Origin of the sequence: Vibrio sp. 10N.261.54.A5, from assembly GCF_041471145.1 — a bacterium.
Lineage (GTDB): Bacteria > Pseudomonadota > Gammaproteobacteria > Enterobacterales > Vibrionaceae > Vibrio > Vibrio crassostreae_C.
On record NZ_JBFRNU010000099.1, the window covers coordinates 1 to 16,202 of the forward strand.

16 protein-coding genes and 4 tRNA genes are annotated in these 16,202 nt (G+C 44.1%); 12 read left to right on the forward strand and 8 right to left on the reverse strand.

The window, feature by feature from the left end:
* Positions 1-273 precede the first annotated feature (273 nt).
* From AB4329_RS22060 to rluF, 3 genes are all read left to right on the forward strand, one after another.
* The gene (locus AB4329_RS22060) at positions 274-414 is read left to right on the forward strand and encodes a DUF3149 domain-containing protein (protein WP_017062321.1); all 141 of its coding nucleotides are present in this window, start codon (positions 274-276) and stop codon (positions 412-414) included.
* Between the two features lie 170 nt (positions 415-584).
* Positions 585-1,166 (forward strand): DNA endonuclease SmrA, encoded by a 582-nt coding sequence (smrA, locus tag AB4329_RS22065; RefSeq protein WP_017062320.1) that lies wholly within the window; start codon positions 585-587, stop codon positions 1,164-1,166.
* A 176-nt stretch (positions 1,167-1,342) separates the two neighbouring features.
* Positions 1,343-2,476: a 23S rRNA pseudouridine(2604) synthase RluF gene (gene rluF / locus AB4329_RS22070; protein ID WP_017064161.1), complete on the forward strand. Its 1,134-nt coding sequence runs from the start codon at positions 1,343-1,345 to the stop codon at positions 2,474-2,476.
* Positions 2,477-2,582: 106 nt separating this feature from the next.
* Here rluF and ybaK read toward each other — a convergent pair whose 3' ends face one another.
* The 8 genes from ybaK to hemA form a co-directional block, all read right to left on the reverse strand.
* Positions 2,583-3,056 (reverse strand): Cys-tRNA(Pro) deacylase, encoded by a 474-nt coding sequence (gene ybaK / locus AB4329_RS22075; protein WP_017069618.1) that lies wholly within the window; start codon positions 3,054-3,056, stop codon positions 2,583-2,585.
* A gap of 104 nt (positions 3,057-3,160) precedes the next feature.
* Entirely contained in the window at positions 3,161-4,822 is a 1,662-nt protein-coding gene (ushA, locus tag AB4329_RS22080) for a bifunctional UDP-sugar hydrolase/5'-nucleotidase UshA (RefSeq protein WP_017064163.1), read from the reverse strand.
* A gap of 454 nt (positions 4,823-5,276) precedes the next feature.
* On the reverse strand, positions 5,277-6,131 hold the full coding sequence (gene kdsA, locus AB4329_RS22085; RefSeq protein WP_372139291.1) for a 3-deoxy-8-phosphooctulonate synthase: 855 nt from the start codon (positions 6,129-6,131) through the stop codon (positions 5,277-5,279).
* A 22-nt stretch (positions 6,132-6,153) separates the two neighbouring features.
* On the reverse strand, positions 6,154-6,963 hold the full coding sequence (locus AB4329_RS22090; protein ID WP_017064164.1) for a SirB1 family protein: 810 nt from the start codon (positions 6,961-6,963) through the stop codon (positions 6,154-6,156).
* 27 nt (positions 6,964-6,990) lie between these two features.
* Positions 6,991-7,374, reverse strand: a complete 384-nt coding sequence (locus AB4329_RS22095) for a SirB2 family protein (RefSeq protein WP_372139293.1) — start codon at positions 7,372-7,374, stop codon at positions 6,991-6,993.
* Between the two features lie 173 nt (positions 7,375-7,547).
* Positions 7,548-8,408 carry a peptide chain release factor N(5)-glutamine methyltransferase gene (gene prmC, locus AB4329_RS22100; protein WP_017062314.1) on the reverse strand — a complete coding sequence of 287 codons (861 nt, stop codon included), beginning with the start codon at positions 8,406-8,408 and terminating at the stop codon, positions 7,548-7,550.
* Between the two features lie 5 nt (positions 8,409-8,413).
* The gene (prfA, locus tag AB4329_RS22105; RefSeq protein ID WP_017062313.1) at positions 8,414-9,502 is read right to left on the reverse strand and encodes a peptide chain release factor 1; all 1,089 of its coding nucleotides are present in this window, start codon (positions 9,500-9,502) and stop codon (positions 8,414-8,416) included.
* Positions 9,503-9,530: 28 nt separating this feature from the next.
* Positions 9,531-10,790, reverse strand: coding sequence for a glutamyl-tRNA reductase (gene hemA, locus AB4329_RS22110; RefSeq protein WP_017062312.1), 1,260 nt, complete (start codon positions 10,788-10,790; stop codon positions 9,531-9,533).
* 160 nt (positions 10,791-10,950) lie between these two features.
* Between hemA and lolB the strand changes: the two genes are divergently transcribed.
* The 9 genes from lolB to AB4329_RS22155 all read left to right on the forward strand — a co-directional run bounded on the left by lolB (position 10,951) and on the right by AB4329_RS22155 (position 16,122).
* Positions 10,951-11,598: a lipoprotein insertase outer membrane protein LolB gene (lolB, locus tag AB4329_RS22115; protein WP_017067135.1), complete on the forward strand. Its 648-nt coding sequence runs from the start codon at positions 10,951-10,953 to the stop codon at positions 11,596-11,598.
* On the forward strand, positions 11,595-12,470 hold the full coding sequence (gene ispE / locus AB4329_RS22120; protein WP_372139294.1) for a 4-(cytidine 5'-diphospho)-2-C-methyl-D-erythritol kinase: 876 nt from the start codon (positions 11,595-11,597) through the stop codon (positions 12,468-12,470). The genes lolB and ispE overlap by 4 nt, the downstream gene beginning before the upstream one ends.
* A gap of 27 nt (positions 12,471-12,497) precedes the next feature.
* Positions 12,498-13,442, forward strand: a complete 945-nt coding sequence (locus AB4329_RS22125) for a ribose-phosphate pyrophosphokinase (RefSeq protein WP_004739814.1) — start codon at positions 12,498-12,500, stop codon at positions 13,440-13,442.
* 222 nt (positions 13,443-13,664) lie between these two features.
* Positions 13,665-14,255 (forward strand): aminoacyl-tRNA hydrolase, encoded by a 591-nt coding sequence (pth, locus tag AB4329_RS22130; protein ID WP_004739815.1) that lies wholly within the window; start codon positions 13,665-13,667, stop codon positions 14,253-14,255.
* Between the two features lie 10 nt (positions 14,256-14,265).
* On the forward strand, positions 14,266-15,357 hold the full coding sequence (gene ychF, locus AB4329_RS22135; protein ID WP_010439159.1) for a redox-regulated ATPase YchF: 1,092 nt from the start codon (positions 14,266-14,268) through the stop codon (positions 15,355-15,357).
* A 280-nt stretch (positions 15,358-15,637) separates the two neighbouring features.
* Positions 15,638-15,714, forward strand: a tRNA-Met gene (locus AB4329_RS22140).
* A 65-nt stretch (positions 15,715-15,779) separates the two neighbouring features.
* Positions 15,780-15,864, forward strand: a tRNA-Leu gene (locus AB4329_RS22145).
* A gap of 29 nt (positions 15,865-15,893) precedes the next feature.
* Positions 15,894-15,968 (forward strand) — tRNA-Gln (locus AB4329_RS22150).
* Positions 15,969-16,045: 77 nt separating this feature from the next.
* Positions 16,046-16,122 (forward strand) — tRNA-Met (locus tag AB4329_RS22155).
* Positions 16,123-16,202 lie beyond the last annotated feature (80 nt).

Consider the following 16,202-nt stretch of genomic DNA (forward strand, 5'->3'; position numbering starts at 1 on the left):
AAGCTGCGCTATTCACCGAAATATCTAACTGGCTCATTGCCTGTCGATGGAGCGTATAATACGGGTTCTGAATTTATCCGCAAGGGCTTTTTCTCATATTTATTGCGATTTTGAATCGTTCGAACAAAAGACATACAACAACGAGCATGATGTGACGAAAAACACACAGTTACCAACAAGTATTTAACTTATGAAACAGGATTGATCCAGATCAGTGAATTGATAATGCTTGTTAATACACTAAGCCATGTCATATAACTTTGAGGTATACACATGGACTTTTGGCTAGATCTCCTATTTGGTAATGCGGTGGGACTATCTTCAATGATAGTAATCTTCGGGGCTCTGGGTCTCATGATGTTTTATGGAGGCTTCTTCATATACAAAGTTATGACTGAAAAATCTCCTCACTAGAATCGCTCTGCCTAAATCATTTACTTTTAAGTATTCTTTTACTTTATAAGTAAATGTCAAAACGCTTTGCACCGGAGCAGACTTATTGTCTTCTCCGGTTTTTTCATTTTTAAACCTAACCTCAACTTAGGTATACTTACCCTATCCTTCTCCAACTTGAGATACACACTATGTCTCATGATGATGACTTAGATCTATTCCAAGAAATGATGGGCGATGTTAAACGTATCGACCATGACACCGCTGAACACCAGAAAGTACACCGAGTCACCGAATCTCACCTTGCTAAGCGTGAAGCCGCTATGTGGCTGTCTGACGACGAGAAAGACTACTTATCATTAGACTATTCGCCAATGATCAAGCCAGACGATGTTGTTGCTTATAAAAAAGACGGTGTACAAGAAGGCGTATACAAAAAGCTGCGCCTAGGAAAATACCCTATTCAAGCCAAGCTCGACCTTCATAGGAAAACACTGAAAGACGCACGTAACGAAGTGCTTTCATTTTTGCGTCAGTGTTTAAGAATGGATGTTCGTACCGTCATCATTGTTCATGGTAAGGGTGAGCGTTCGAATCCACCTGCAATGATGAAAAGCTACGTGGCAAATTGGCTAACACAAATCAACGACGTTCAATGTGTTCATTCTGCTCAGCAATTTCATGGTGGTACGGGCGCAGTCTACGTAATGCTCAGAAAGAGTAATGAGAAAAAGCTAGAGAACAGAGAGCGCCATCAAAAACGCACCAGTTAATAGGTTGAGATAGATAAATGGACTAGTAACGATTTTGCATCAAGATCGATATTTCGTGCCTAGACTCACACCAAGTGCTAAAATTGCCTCAGTTAACGAATTCCAACTCAAAGCAACTATCCAAAGGTTGCTTTTTGTTTATCTACATTTCCGTTGTGAAACGCTAAGAGAATATCATGTCACAAGAATCCCAAGCTAAACGCCTTAATAAATACATCAGTGAAACTGGTTTTTGCTCACGCCGCGAAGCCGATAAACTGATTGATGCAGGCCGAGTTACTATTAACGGTAAGATCCCTGAAATGGGTACTAAAGTCTTGCCAGGTGATGATGTTGAGATCGACAATAAGCCTGTTCGCTCAAAAGAGAAGCCGATTTACATTGCTCTCAATAAACCAACAGGTATCACCTGTACGACTGAGCGTGATATTCCTGGCAACATCGTCGACTTTATTGGCCACCACAAACGCATTTTCCCGATTGGTCGTCTAGATAAGCCTTCTGATGGCCTTATCTTCCTAACCAATGACGGCGACATCGTAAACAAGATCCTACGTGCAGGTAACAACCACGAGAAAGAATACGTGGTGCGTGTAGATAAGCCGATTACGACGGAATTCTTGAAGCAAATGGGCGCTGGCGTTCACATTCTCGATACAGTCACTTTGCCATGTAAAGTAGAGAAAGAGACTAAGTTCTCATTCCGAATTACGCTAACACAAGGCCTTAACCGCCAAATTCGCCGTATGTGTGAAGCGCTCGGTTATGAAGTATTTAAACTGCGTCGTGTTCGTATTATGAATATCTCACTAGACGGTATTCCTAACGGCAAATGGCGCTACCTGAGCGACGAAGAGATCACTGAAATTTTAGCGATGTGTGAAGGCTCAGTAAGTACGGAAGATGCGTCAAAAATGAACGCGAAAGGTCAACGCATTCGCAAAGCGACTGACGCGAAACTTTTTGATAGCCGTGAAGAGAACCAAGCTTCAACAGCGCGCCGTAATCAAAACGAGAACCGTACACGCACCTACCGCGGTAACAATGCGGATGAATTCCGTCATGCACCTAATTCAAAGCGTGGCCGCAATTCATCGAATGGTGAAAGCGGTGGTAATACCGAGAACTGGAAATCGAACTCTCGTTCAGAGCGTTCTAATTCAGATAGAAATCGTTCGGATCGCAATCGCACAGATCGCGATAATACGGATCGTAGAAGCGGGAAGCCGGCAAACCGCAGCCAAGATTCAAACAGACCGAACAAACCTGCACCAAAGCGTGTTGGTGGTACTTTAGGTCTGAAGAAGTAGTCTGAATCAGTAAGACGAGACTCTCGATATAAAAACGCCCGCTAGATTAGTCTAGCGGGCGTTTTTGTTGGTCATTCGATAGTTTTATCATCATGACGACGACAATCTATAAACATAAATCAGCAAACTGGCCGCGAGTCAGAAGTGTTAAGTCTTTTGGGTCTAATTCAATCTCTAGCCCACGCTTACCTGCACTCACACATATCGTTTCAAAATCTGTCGCACTGGAATGAACGAAGGTAGGCAGTGCTTTCTTCTGTCCAAGCGGACTAATGCCACCAACAACATAACCCGTGGTTTTCTGAGCAATTTCAGGATCGGCCATCTCTGCTTTTTTGCCTTTCGCTGCTTTAGCGGCAAGCTTTAGATTTAGCTTCTGGTCGACAGGAATAACGGCAACCGCCAAATCTTTCGCCACACCATTCAAGCAGAACAACAGCGTTTTGAATACACGTTTGGGATCTTGACCAAGCGCTTCAACGGCTTCTAAACCATAGTTCGTATTATTCGCATCATGATGATACTGGTGCACACTATGAGCGATTTTCTTTTTCTTGGCGAGATTGATTGCAGGGGTCATAACAAATCCAAACGATAGATAAACAAAAAGCGACGCCGAGGCGTCGCTTTAGTTAAATTTATCATGGTGCTAGAGTCAATCTAATTTAGCACCTATTGATACAATTACTTGTAAACCATTTGGCCTGAAGGCGCGTACTTGTTCACGTCAACCGGGCTGTTTGCTTCTAGGTACTCTTTCAGTACTTCAGCATCAACAAAACCAGTATTTACGTAACCTGGGTGATCAGACAGTTTAGGGTAACCGTCACCACCAGCAGCGTTAAAGCTTGGTACTGTGAAACGGTAAGTTTCGTCTAGACGAAGCTGTTTGCCACCGATGAATACATTCGATACTTCACCGTTCGCTACTGTCATAGAGATTCCAGCAAACTGAGCGTAAGCACCAGAATCGATTGGTTTAGTCGCTACTACATTTAGGTAATCCAGAACTTCTTTACCCGTCATGTCTGTGTAAGTCAGGATGTTTGCAAAAGGCTGTACCTTCAGTACATCTTTGTAAGTAACATTACCGGCTTCAATTGAGTCACGAACGCCACCAGAGTTCATCACAGCGAAGTCTGCTTTTGCACGCTCCATGTGAGAAGTCGCAATCAAACGACCTAGGTTGGTCTGTTGGAAACGAACGACGTTACGATCGCCTTCAAGCTTGCCATTTGTCTCAGCGATTTGAACTTCTAGCTGTGCCTGACCTTGCTCTTGGAAAGGACGTAGGAATTCAAGTAGCTCTGGGTCTTGTGCGATTTCATCTTGAATAAGAACACGTTGCTTCTTACCGTCGATCTTAACTTTCTTCTTAAGGTTAACTGGAATCAGGTCGTAGCTCACCATCTCTAGCTCGCCATTACGGAATTCGTAATCAGCACGACCTACGTACTTGCCCCACTCGTGAGCTTGAACGATGTAAGTACCGTTCTGTACGTCAGGCTTACACTCATCACCCGGCTTGAAGTTTTTCTTCGCAACGTTAGGGCCTTCCATACATACAGGCTCTTGAGAGTGACCACCAACGATCATGTCTAGATCGCCTTCGTTTAGGTAACGAGCAAGTGCGACATCACCCGGAGCATTAACACCACGTTGGCCATTTTCGTAGTGACCCATATGAGTCACAGCAAAGATTAGATCCGGTTTTTCTGTTTCTTTAAGTTCAGCGATTAGCTTCTTCGCTTCTTCTTTAGGATCACGGAAGTCGATGCCTGCGATAAATTCAGGGTTACCAATCTTTTGGGTATCTTCAGTTGTTAAACCAATAACCGCAATCTTGATGCCTTGCTTTTCGAACATCTCGTAAGCTTGGAACTTACGTTCACCTGTCGCTTTATCGTAGATGTTTGCAGATAGCATTGGGAAGTTAGCCCAGTCGATCTGCTTTTGTAATACGTCTAAAGAGTTATCAAACTCGTGGTTACCCAATGCCATGGCATCGTAACCAATTTTGTTCATACCTTTAAAATCAGGTTCTGCGTCCTGAAGGTCTGACTCTGGAACACCCGTGTTGATGTCACCGCCAGATAGAAGCAACACGCTACCGCCTTCTGCTTCAACTTCTGAACGAAGTTGGTCAACTAGCGTTTTACGTGCAGACATGCCGTATTCGCCATATTTATTCTGCCAGAAACGACCATGGTTATCGTTTGTGTGAAGAATCGTTAGCTTGTAAGTTTCGTCTTGGTTCCAATCATGAGCTGATTGAGACGCACACCCAGCTAGAGTAGCTAGAATTGCAGCACTTAGTGCTGTCTTTAGAATAAGGCGTTGCTTCATTGTCATACCTTTGAACTTTTTAGGGAATCCACTGCTTTTTATAATCTATTGCGACCCCTTTCCTGGAGTTCGAACAATAAGACTTCAACATGACTAATCTTAAATTAACATTCTAGATGTAACACAACGATTTCATATTTATGTCGAATTGGTCACGCATAGGTCAACAGTTAAGTGTAACAAAATTATGAGATTACACTCAAACTTCCCCTGCATCACAAGCAATCGTTTACTTACAAAGTGTGATGAATATCAGTAATTTACTGCAAACAGGACTGACCTCACACTCATATAAGAGTTTCTTAGGTAATAACCCGCCACGTTAACAACTCTTTAAATGAACGGTTTATGTTCGGCTGCTTTTACGAGATTAAAAAAAGCCCAATTCAGAGAACTGGGCTTTCTTAGATCAACTTTGTGAAATAACGTTTCCGTTACTTCACATCCATCTCAATTATTTAATATCAATATGCTCAAAGCCTTTGATAAGGTCATCAAGTGCTTTCATCTGCTTCAAGAACGGCTCTAGTTTGTCTAGAGGTAGCGCAGATGGGCCATCACAACAAGCTTGGTCTGGGTTTGGGTGAGCTTCAATGAACAGACCCGCAATACCCGTAGCAAGACCCGCTTTAGCAAGTTCAACCGTTTGCTCACGACGACCGCCAGATGCAGCACCTGATGGGTCACGCATTTGTAGAGAGTGCGTCACGTCGAAGATGATTGGGCTACCGTTTGAAGACTTCTTCATTACGCCAAAGCCAAGCATATCCACAACAAGGTTATCGTAACCCATGCAAGCGCCACGCTCACAAAGGATGATGTTGTCATTACCGCACTCAGCGAACTTATCAACGATGTTGCCAACTTGATTCGGGCTCATGAACTGAGGCTTCTTCACGTTGATTACTGCGCCAGTCTTAGCCATTGCTTCAACAAGATCAGTTTGACGAGCTAGGAATGCAGGTAGTTGGATTACATCAACCACATCCGCAACAGGCTGAGCTTGAGCTTCTGTGTGGATATCAGTAATGATCTTCACGCCGAAAGTATCTTTCAGCTCTTGGAAGATTTTGAGACCTTCTTCCATTCCTGGACCACGGTATGAATGAACTGAGCTGCGGTTCGCTTTATCAAAAGACGCCTTAAATACGTAAGGGATGCCCAGCTTCTCGGTTACTTTTACATAGTGCTCACAGATCTGCATAGCAAGATCGCGAGATTCAAGAACGTTCATGCCTGCAAATAGCGTAAATGGCTTGTCGTTAGCAATTGGCATATCGCCAATATGAACTGTTTTCTGTTCCATCATATTCTCTCTAAATAATTATTAATTAGTGAACAACCACTGTCTTTTCGTTCATGACGTTCACTTGAGATTTCAGTAACTCAGATGCCGGGTCATCTGGGCATTGGTCGATAAAGTATTGATAATCGGTTGCGGCCACTTGGTGACAGTCTAGCTGCTGATAGATAAAACCGCGGTCACGGATTTCATACGGATCATCCGGCACAAACGTTAACGCAAGATCGGTACACTTCAATGCAAGTGTATAACGCTCTTCTCGCAGCAGTGCACTCTTGAGCAGGGCTAACCACTTACCAATAATCGTTGGGTGGTCGGCGACTTCTAGGTGCTCAGGTTTCACCTTAGCTAATGGGCCATCATGGCCAATTAGCCATGCTCGCAGCGTTTGTTCGCCAACGTACTCACCGTTATAAGGGTTAATGTAGGCCGCAGCTTGCCCGTACCAACTTACTTTAAGTAAGAATTGAGTCGGAAAAGAGACGCCCTCTACAGGAAAGCCTAGCTTGCGACCTAGAAAAAGAAAGATCGCCCCCAGACTCACTGGAATGCCTTTCTTTCTCTCAAGCACTTTATCGATGAACGCGTTTTCCGAAGAGAAATACGCATCTTTATCGCCAGCAAAACCCCATTCATAAAAGAATAGTCGAATAAAAGATTCAAACTTCTGCTGTTCATCGGTTTCATTAACCAAAGCAAACTCGGCGTCTTTTAACAATCTCGCCAGCTCTTGCTCTGCCCAACTGTCTTGAGTTTCTGGGTTAATCGCTTTATTTAAGATCAATGCACCTTCAGCTAATTCTAGCTGGTCAAAGTCTTCATCAAAAAATTCGTACATAGATAGTTAACCGAAATAAGGAGATAATTAACCGAAAAATGTTGGTGTCTTGGTCATTGCGATTTTGCCTGCCATCGCTAACCAGCCAAGCGCACCAAAGAAAGAGAATACTCTCAGTAGCTTGTTTTTACCTAGCTTAAGCGCAAAGAAACCTAATGCGATGTAAGCCATAACACAAGTTAGTTTTTCGGTTAACCATGGTGCTGCTGGTGTAAATGGAATAAAGCCAGTGATGAAAATCAAACCAATACCCGATAGCAATAGCAACGAGTCATTGATATGAGGGAAACGCTGCAAGAAAGGATGCTTAAGCTTAGGTGAGTTAGCCATCATAAGAGCGAAACGAATCGAGAAAAGTAGCGCACTTATAGCAATCGTTAATAGGTGAAAATGTTTTAGACCTTCGTACATGGTATTCCTTTATATTTTTATATGTGCTTTCGTTAACACGAGCCTCACAATACCCGTTAATGCTCTTTATTTCTGCGTTAAATGCATTATCGGGTTAAATGTATTGTCGAGTTAAAGGTATCAATTTAGCAAGTTCATCATCCATTGCTCACAAGACGATTAACAATCACTAACTATGAACAGTAACGACCCAATGTCACTCGGTCATTACCACCGTAATCTTTCTCTGTGACAACATCGAGATAACCGAGCGCCTGCATAATCTCACGAACTGCCAAACCTTGGTCATAGCCGTGTTCAAATGCTAACCAACCTTCATTTTCCAAAAAGCCACGTGCGTTTTCAGAAATGTATCGAATATCTGCAAGCCCTTTCTCTTCAGCAACCAGTGCTGTGATCGGCTCAAAACGCACATCGCCTTGAGACAAATGAGGATCATTCTTCTCAATGTATGGCGGGTTAGAAACAATCAGAGAGAATTTCACAACGCCTTCAGAGCTCAAAGGCTCAAACCAACTACCATGCAAAAAAGTCGCATTGGTGATGTTGAGACGCTGTGCATTCTCTGTCGCAAGCTGCTGCGCTTCAGGGCGAAGATCAATACCCGTCACCTGTCGATTCGGCATCTCAGACGCCAATGCTAACGCGATAGCACCTGTACCTGTCCCTAAATCGAGAATCGCGCCTTGCTTGCCAAAGGTTTTATCCAACGCTACTTCAACCAAACGCTCGGTATCTGGGCGTGGGATTAATGTAGAAGGGGAAACTTTTAACGGCAGTGACCAAAACTCACGCTCACCGATAATGTAAGCCACGGGCTCACCGGTTAAGCGACGTTTTAGAAGGGCATTGAATTCAGACTCTTGCTCAGAGGTGAGATGCTTCTCAGGCCAAGTCAGTAGGTAAGATCTTGGTTTATCTAAGGCGTGACAAAGCAGTACCGCGGCATCAATAGAGGGTGATGTGTTATCACCCTCTTGAAGCTTTACGATTGCTGCTTTTAAAGCACTTTCAACCGTATATGCTGACTGCATACTGGTTAGTTGTTCTCTGCAAGTGCAGCAAGCTGATCGGCTTGGTGCTCTTGAAGTACAGGATCAAGCAAGCTTTGCATGTCACCTTCAAGTACTTCGTTAAGACGGTAAATTGTAAGGTTGATACGGTGATCCGAAACACGGCCTTGTGGGTAGTTGTACGTACGAATACGGTCACTACGGTCACCCGAACCTAGTAGGTTACGACGTGTATCAGAAACCGCTGCCGCGCGGCGCTCTTCTTCTGCTTGAACAATACGAGCAGCAAGAACAGCCATCGCTTTCGCTTTGTTTTTATGCTGAGAACGCTCGTCCTGACACTCTACTACTGTACCCGTTGGTAAGTGAGTAATACGGATTGCTGAATCCGTGGTGTTAACGTGCTGACCACCCGCGCCTGATGCACGGAAAGTATCAATTTTAAGGTCGCCCGCTTTGATTTCTGGAAGATCCGCTTCTGGGATCTCAGGCATAACCGCAACCGTACATGCTGACGTGTGAACACGGCCTTGAGATTCGGTTTCAGGTACACGTTGTACACGGTGACCGCCTGACTCAAACTTCATGGTGCCGTAAACAGCGTCGCCACTAACCTTAGCGATCATCTCTTTGTAGCCGCCTTGCTCAGAAGCATTGCTGCTCATGATTTCAACACGCCAACCTTTCTTCTCAGCAAACTTAGAGTACATACGGAACAGGTTGCCCGCGAAGATACCTGCTTCATCACCACCCGCACCTGCGCGGATTTCTAGGAAACAGTTACGCTCATCGTTTGGATCTTTTGGAATAAGAAGAATCTGTAGCTCATCAGTCAGACGCTCAATTGCTGCTTTCGCATCTTTGATTTCATCTTGAGCCATTTCACGCATTTCTGCGTCGTCTTCGTTTGCCATCTCTTCAGCAGCTTCTAGATCTTCTTTCGCTTGCTGGTATGACTGGAAGCAAGCTGTCACTTCTTCAAGTTGAGAGTATTCTTTCGAAAGTGCACGGAATTTGTCTTGATTCCCGATTACATCTGGATCACCAAGTAGATGTTGAACTTCTTCATAGCGTTCAACAAGTGTTTCAAGCTTTACTAGAATCGAGGCTTTCATAATGTCTTATCTTGTTGGAGGTCTAATATTATTGAGGGTTTTCTAAGCCCAAACTCTGTCTAATGACCATTAATTTTGCAGGTTCTCCTTGCTCAGCTGCACTTTGAAGTGCGCGCGTTGGAGCATGGATCAATTTGTTTGTGAGCTTATTGCTGAGCTCGAGTAAAACTTTTTCAGGGTCACCGCCAGCGGCAAGCGATTGTAAACTTTTACTTAATAATTCTTCGCGGATTTCGTTAGCCGATTTACGGTAATCTCGAATACTGTCTACCGCTTGTAAAGAGCGCATCCAACTCATGAACGCGGCACTTTCTTCACTGACGATCGCTTCAGCTTGAATCGCTTCAACTTTACGTTGTTCGATATTGCCATCAACAATCGACTGCAAATCATCAACCGAATAAAGGTAGGCATCATTTAGATCACCAACCTGCGATTCCACATCACGTGGAACGGCAATATCAACCAATAACATCGGCTGATGCTTTCTTGTTTTTAGAGCAGTCTCAACCATACCCTTACCGATAATAGGCAATGGACTTGCGGTTGAGCTAATTACGATGTCCGCTCGATGAAGATGATCAGGGATCTCATTCAAGCTGATCACTTCAGCACCAAATTCTTCTGCTAGCCCTAGAGCACGTTCTCGAGTTCGGTTCGCCACAATCATTTTTGTACAGCCATTCGCCGAAAGGTGCTTAGCCACCAGCTCAATGGTTTCACCCGCACCAACCAGTAACACGGTTGAATCTGCGATGGATTCAAAAATATGCTTGGCTAAGGTACAGGCTGCGTAAGCTACAGAAACCGCGCTTCCGCCGATTTCAGTTTCAGTTCGAACACGCTTCGCAACAGAAAATGATTTCTGGAATAGTTTTTCCATTGAAGCATCAACGGATTTGTTCTCTCGCGAGTCCGTATACGCTTGCTTCACCTGACCTAAGATCTGCGGTTCACCCAAGACTAAAGAGTCCAAACCACAAGCAACGCGCATTAAGTGTTTAATCGCCGCCTGCTCTTCATGGATATAAAGGCTTGGCTTTAGCTCTTCTGGGCTAACTTGATGGAAAACCGACAACCAATCGATGAGTTTGTTTTTAGCCACGCCTTTAACGTCGCAATACACTTCAGTTCGATTACAGGTAGAAAGTATGACACTTCCATTCACGTGTGCATTTGCGTTAAGTTGCTTGAGTGCCTCAGATAATTTATCTGGACCAAAAGCGACTTTTTCTCGCAATTCAACCGACGCTGTATTGTGATTGATACCTACGGCAAGCAAAGACATGTATCAGAAGTTCTCGATCAGGGAATGGAAACAAGGGGCGAATTTTACTTGATGCATGGCTCTATTTAAAGAGCAAGCGGGATTTGTTTTCCTGAGTTCGTGAATTCAATGCTATAGTTGAAGCGTTTTTTAGATAAATTTGAACAAGTTGTGAGCAAACATGAGCAAGCTTCTCAAAATCGCGTCTCTTATTTTTATGGCCATAACTATGGTGGGTTGCTCGTCTATCCCAGAACAACCAACCAGCGTTGAATGGCAAAGTCATCAAGATCGGCTTTTACAGATAGACAACTATCAAGCCTCAGGCAAGCTCGCTTACATTTCCCCAGAGCAACGTCAAAGCCTAAATTTCATTTGGAAACATTCACCAAATCAAAGTCAATTAAGGCTCACTACTTTTCTCGGTCAAACTGCACTGAACCTAACCATAGATCCATCGGGTGCAAAAGTCGTGACCTATGGCGATCAAGTATTTACTCATGCGAGCGCTTCAGTCTTGGTTGAGCAGCTGACAGGTTTACAGATCCCTATTGATCACCTGCCACAATGGTTCCTTGGCATTCCAGACCAAGCCGATAGCTACCAATTGAACACGACCAACACGCTTGAATCTCTCACCAAACAAGTCAGCAACCAATTATGGACACTGAGTTTTGCTAACTATCGCAATACAGAGATGCCGAATAAGCAACTATCGGGTGAAGACAACACTAAGGTAGAGATAATCCCACTCCCTACTCGATTGTCATTCAAGCAAGACAATAACAAAATCAACATTGTAGTTTCGAAGTGGACACTGAAAAGATGATAACAACGCCAACCCATTGGCCTTCTCCGGCTAAACTGAATTTATTTCTCTATATCACTGGTCGACGTGACAATGGCTATCACGAACTTCAAACTTTATTTCAGTTTGTCGATTTTGGTGATGAACTGACGGTTACCGCAAACTCAGAAACTAGCTCGATAACAATCACACCAGAAATCCCTGGGGTAGCACTTGAAGACAACCTGATCTGGAAAGCCGCTACTGCGCTACAGCAATATACCTCAACCTGTTTCGGTGCCGATATTGAACTCAAGAAAGTACTGCCTATGGGTGGCGGTATTGGCGGAGGCTCTTCAAATGCAGCAACCGTGTTGGTCGCTCTGAATTATTTATGGCAACTCAACCTGTCAGACGATCAACTCGCCGAGATCGGTTTGAAGCTTGGTGCTGACGTTCCTGTCTTCGTTCGAGGCCACGCCGCCTTTGCTGAAGGGGTTGGAGAACAATTGTCACCAGCTAATCCGGATGAAAAATGGTATCTAGTCGCCAAACCTCAAGTGAGCATAGCAACTGCAGACATATTCAAACATTCAGAATTAACTCGAAATACGCCAAAGCGAGTGCTAGCAACGCTTCTAGAGCAAGAATACGTAAACGATTGCGAAAAAATTGTGCGAATGCTGTACCCAGAGGTTGATAAGCAACTTTCATGGCTGCTACAATACGCGCCGTCGAGATTGACTGGTACAGGTTCGTGCGTTTTTGCTGAATTTAACAGCAAAAAAGAAGCCGAATTGGTGCGAGAACAACTGCCTGACACAGTTTCCGCTTTCGTAGCGAAAGGAAGAAACATTTCTCCTTTAAAAGAAACTCTGGCTGAATACCAATCAGCCCACCCACAATCTATTTAAAACTGGACGCAACCCGAGGTTTCCACCGTGCCTGATATGAAGCTATTTGCTGGTAACGCAACACCTGAACTAGCCCAACGTATTGCTGATCGTCTATACATCTCTCTTGGCGATGCTACTGTAGACCGTTTTTCTGATGGCGAAGTCGCTGTTCAAATCAATGAAAACGTTCGTGGTAGCGATGTATTCCTGATTCAATCAACTTGTGCACCAACCAATGACAACCTTATGGAATTGGTGGTAATGATTGACGCAATGCGCCGTGCTTCTGCTGGCCGTATTACTGCTGTAATCCCTTACTTCGGTTATGCCCGTCAAGATCGTCGTGTACGTTCTGCTCGTGTGCCAATTACTGCAAAAGTTGTTGCAGACTTCCTTTCTAACGTTGGCGTTGACCGCGTTCTTACTATCGACCTACACGCAGAGCAAATCCAAGGCTTCTTCGATGTACCTGTTGATAACATCTTCGGCACTCCAGTTCTTCTAGAAGACATGGCTAACCGTGGCCTAGAAAACCCAGTAGTGGTTTCTCCAGACCTTGGTGGTGTTGTACGTGCTCGTGCAACGGCTAAAGCGCTAGGTGATGTTGACATCGCTATCGTTGATAAGCGTCGTCCACGTGCTAACGTTTCTGAAGTAATGAACCTAATCGGTGATGTTGAAGGTCGTGACTGTGTTATCGTTGATGACATGATCGATACGGGTGGCACACTATGTAAAGCAGCTGAAGCGCTTAAAGAGCGCGGTGCTAAGCGTGTATTCGCTTACGCAACTCACGCTGTTTTCTCTGGTACTGCTGCGAACAACATCAAGAACTCTGTTCTAGACCAAGTTATCGTAACGGATTCTATCTCTCTATCTCCAGAGATGGCTGCGACGGGTAAAGTGACAACACTTAGCCTTTCTCGCATGCTTGCTGAAGCGATTCGTCGTATCAGCAACGAAGAATCAATCTCAGCGATGTTCAACTAATCAAAGCCCAATAGCTTTTTTACAAAAGCTTGGTTTTAGAAACACGCGAGAGAAAGATATTAAGCACTTCAGTCAATGAAGTGCTTTTTTTATGTCTGAGTAATATTGCACTGCTAGTTATCACAAACAGGAATAATCGCGCAGCTATCAGCTAGCTCGCACCTTTTTCATAAACTGTGATATCATACGGCGCTTTTTGAAATCCCAAGAGAGATCCATACCTTGAGCCAACAAATAAAACTTCTCGTTGGACTGGCTAATCCAGGTCCAGAATACGCCAAAACTCGCCACAACGCGGGCGCTTGGGTAGTTGAAGAATTAGCGCGTGTACATAACGTGACACTAAAGAACGAACCAAAGTTCTTTGGCCTAACGGGTCGTATCATGGTTCACGGTGAAGATCTTCGTTTGCTGATCCCAACGACTTTTATGAACTTGTCAGGCAAAGCAGTTGCAGCCTTAGCAAAGTTCTACCAAATTAAACCAGAAGAGATCATGGTCGCTCACGATGAGTTAGATCTGCCTCCTGGTATTGGAAAGTTTAAAAAAGGTGGTGGTCATGGCGGACATAATGGTCTGAAAGACATCATCAGCAAGCAGGGTAACAATAAAGAATTCTATCGTCTTAGATTAGGCATCGGCCATCCAGGACACAAAGATAAAGTTGCAGGTTATGTATTAGGCAAAGCTCCTCAAAAAGAGCAAGAGTGTATCGAGGCCGTCGTTGACGAATCGGTTCGCAGCCTAGACATCTTATTAAAAGATGGCCTACCAAAAGCACAAAATCGCTTACATACGTTCAAAGCAGAATAAGGTTTATATCATGGGTTTTAAATGTGGCATCGTTGGTCTACCAAACGTTGGTAAGTCAACTCTGTTTAACGCACTGACTAAAGCAGGCATCGAAGCAGCAAACTTTCCATTTTGTACGATCGAACCAAACACAGGTATCGTTCCGGTTCCAGATCTACGCTTGGATGCATTAGCAAAAATTGTTAATCCACAGAAGATCCTTCCAACGACAATGGAATTCGTAGATATCGCGGGCCTAGTTGCTGGCGCATCTAAAGGTGAAGGTCTTGGTAACAAATTCCTAGCTAACATCCGTGAAACTGACGCTATCGGTCACGTTGTACGCTGCTTTGAAAATGAAAACATTGTTCACGTTGCTGGCAAAGTATCTCCAATTGAAGATATCGAAGTGATCAACCTAGAACTTGCACTGGCTGACTTAGACAGCTGTGAGCGTGCAATTCAACGTAACGCAAAGAAAGCGAAAGGCGGCGACAAAGACGCTAAATTCGAAATCACTGTACTAGAAAAGCTACTTCCAGTTCTAACTGAAGGTGGTATGGCACGTACTGTTGAACTTGGCAAAGAAGAAGCGGCAGCAATCGGCTACCTAAACTTCCTAACGCTTAAGCCAACAATGTACATCGCAAACGTTGCAGAAGATGGTTTTGAAAATAACCCATACCTAGACGCTGTTCGTGAATACGCAGAAAACGAAAACAACGTTGTTGTTGCTGTTTGTGCAGCAATCGAATCAGAGCTTTCTGAGCTTGATGACGAAGATCGCGAAGAGTTCCTTGCGGATATGGGTATCGAAGAACCAGGTCTTAACCGAGTGATCCGCTCTGGTTACGAACTACTGACTCTTCAGACTTACTTCACAGCTGGTGTTAAAGAAGTTCGTGCTTGGACAATCCCTGTAGGTGCAACTGCGCCACAAGCAGCGGGTAAGATCCACACAGACTTCGAGAAAGGTTTCATCCGTGCTGAAGTTGTTGGATTCGATCACTTCATCGAATTTAACGGTGAGAGCGGTGCGAAAGACGCAGGTAAATGGCGCCTTGAAGGTAAAGAATACATCGTTAAAGATGGTGACGTTGTTCACTTCCGCTTCAATGTATAATTCTGATTAAACATCTAGAAAAAAGGCCAGTGAATTCACTGGCCTTTTTGTTTTTCTCCTTTCTAAATTGTCCCTCACCAGAAAGTTAACTTCCTATATATATCGCCTTTTAGACCTGTTTTTTGTCGACAAATACGCCTCTTTGCCTAAAAAGAAACCGAACAGATGTTTATTCGCGATTTATTCAAAAAAAAAGTTGACGGGTTTCACTCAACTCCGCATAATGCGCCCCGTTCACAGCGAAGCGGCAACGTTTCGAAATGAGCAACAATATGGAAATGGCTACTTAGCTCAGTTGGTTAGAGCACATCACTCATAATGATGGGGTCGCAGGTTCAAATCCCGCAGTAGCCACCATTTCCTAAGCACTCTATTTGATATTAAAGTTTGTCTTTAGTAACAAAGAGTTTTTAGGAAATAACGCGGTCGTGGCGGAATTGGTAGACGCACCAGATTTAGGTTCTGGCGCCGAGAGGTGTGAGAGTTCAAGTCTCTCCGACCGCACCATATTGAGATATCTTAATTGATATCATTGTTGGGCTATCGCCAAGCGGTAAGGCACCGGCTTTTGATGCCGGCATTCCCTGGTTCGAATCCAGGTAGCCCAGCCACTATTTAAAGTGTAATTATCTTTAAAAAGATAATGGCATTGAAAGCAAGATTATATTATATTGTCTCGCTCTCAGATGGCTACTTAGCTCAGTTGGTTAGAGCACATCACTCATAATGATGGGGTCGCAGGTTCAAATCCCGCAGTAGCCACCATTCTTTCTTCGAGAAAGAAAAGACAACGTTATATTGAATCACCAATATTCAGTATGACTATAAAGATTTGCTGCGGTCGT

What these genes read in the sequence shown, in the direction of transcription:
- AB4329_RS22060 (WP_017062321.1), top strand. Translation starts at nt 274, where the DNA reads ATGGACTTTTGGCTAGATCTCCTATTTGGTAATGCGGTGGGACTATCT.
- smrA (WP_017062320.1), top strand. Translation starts at nt 585, where the DNA reads ATGTCTCATGATGATGACTTAGATCTATTCCAAGAAATGATGGGCGAT.
- rluF (WP_017064161.1), top strand. Translation starts at nt 1,343, where the DNA reads ATGTCACAAGAATCCCAAGCTAAACGCCTTAATAAATACATCAGTGAA.
- ybaK (WP_017069618.1), bottom strand. Translation starts at nt 3,056, where the DNA reads ATGACCCCTGCAATCAATCTCGCCAAGAAAAAGAAAATCGCTCATAGT.
- ushA (WP_017064163.1), bottom strand. Translation starts at nt 4,822, where the DNA reads ATGAAGCAACGCCTTATTCTAAAGACAGCACTAAGTGCTGCAATTCTA.
- kdsA (WP_372139291.1), bottom strand. Translation starts at nt 6,131, where the DNA reads ATGATGGAACAGAAAACAGTTCATATTGGCGATATGCCAATTGCTAAC.
- AB4329_RS22090 (WP_017064164.1), bottom strand. Translation starts at nt 6,963, where the DNA reads ATGTACGAATTTTTTGATGAAGACTTTGACCAGCTAGAATTAGCTGAA.
- AB4329_RS22095 (WP_372139293.1), bottom strand. Translation starts at nt 7,374, where the DNA reads ATGTACGAAGGTCTAAAACATTTTCACCTATTAACGATTGCTATAAGT.
- prmC (WP_017062314.1), bottom strand. Translation starts at nt 8,408, where the DNA reads ATGCAGTCAGCATATACGGTTGAAAGTGCTTTAAAAGCAGCAATCGTA.
- prfA (WP_017062313.1), bottom strand. Translation starts at nt 9,502, where the DNA reads ATGAAAGCCTCGATTCTAGTAAAGCTTGAAACACTTGTTGAACGCTAT.
- hemA (WP_017062312.1), bottom strand. Translation starts at nt 10,790, where the DNA reads ATGTCTTTGCTTGCCGTAGGTATCAATCACAATACAGCGTCGGTTGAA.
- lolB (WP_017067135.1), top strand. Translation starts at nt 10,951, where the DNA reads ATGAGCAAGCTTCTCAAAATCGCGTCTCTTATTTTTATGGCCATAACT.
- ispE (WP_372139294.1), top strand. Translation starts at nt 11,595, where the DNA reads ATGATAACAACGCCAACCCATTGGCCTTCTCCGGCTAAACTGAATTTA.
- ychF (WP_010439159.1), top strand. Translation starts at nt 14,266, where the DNA reads ATGGGTTTTAAATGTGGCATCGTTGGTCTACCAAACGTTGGTAAGTCA.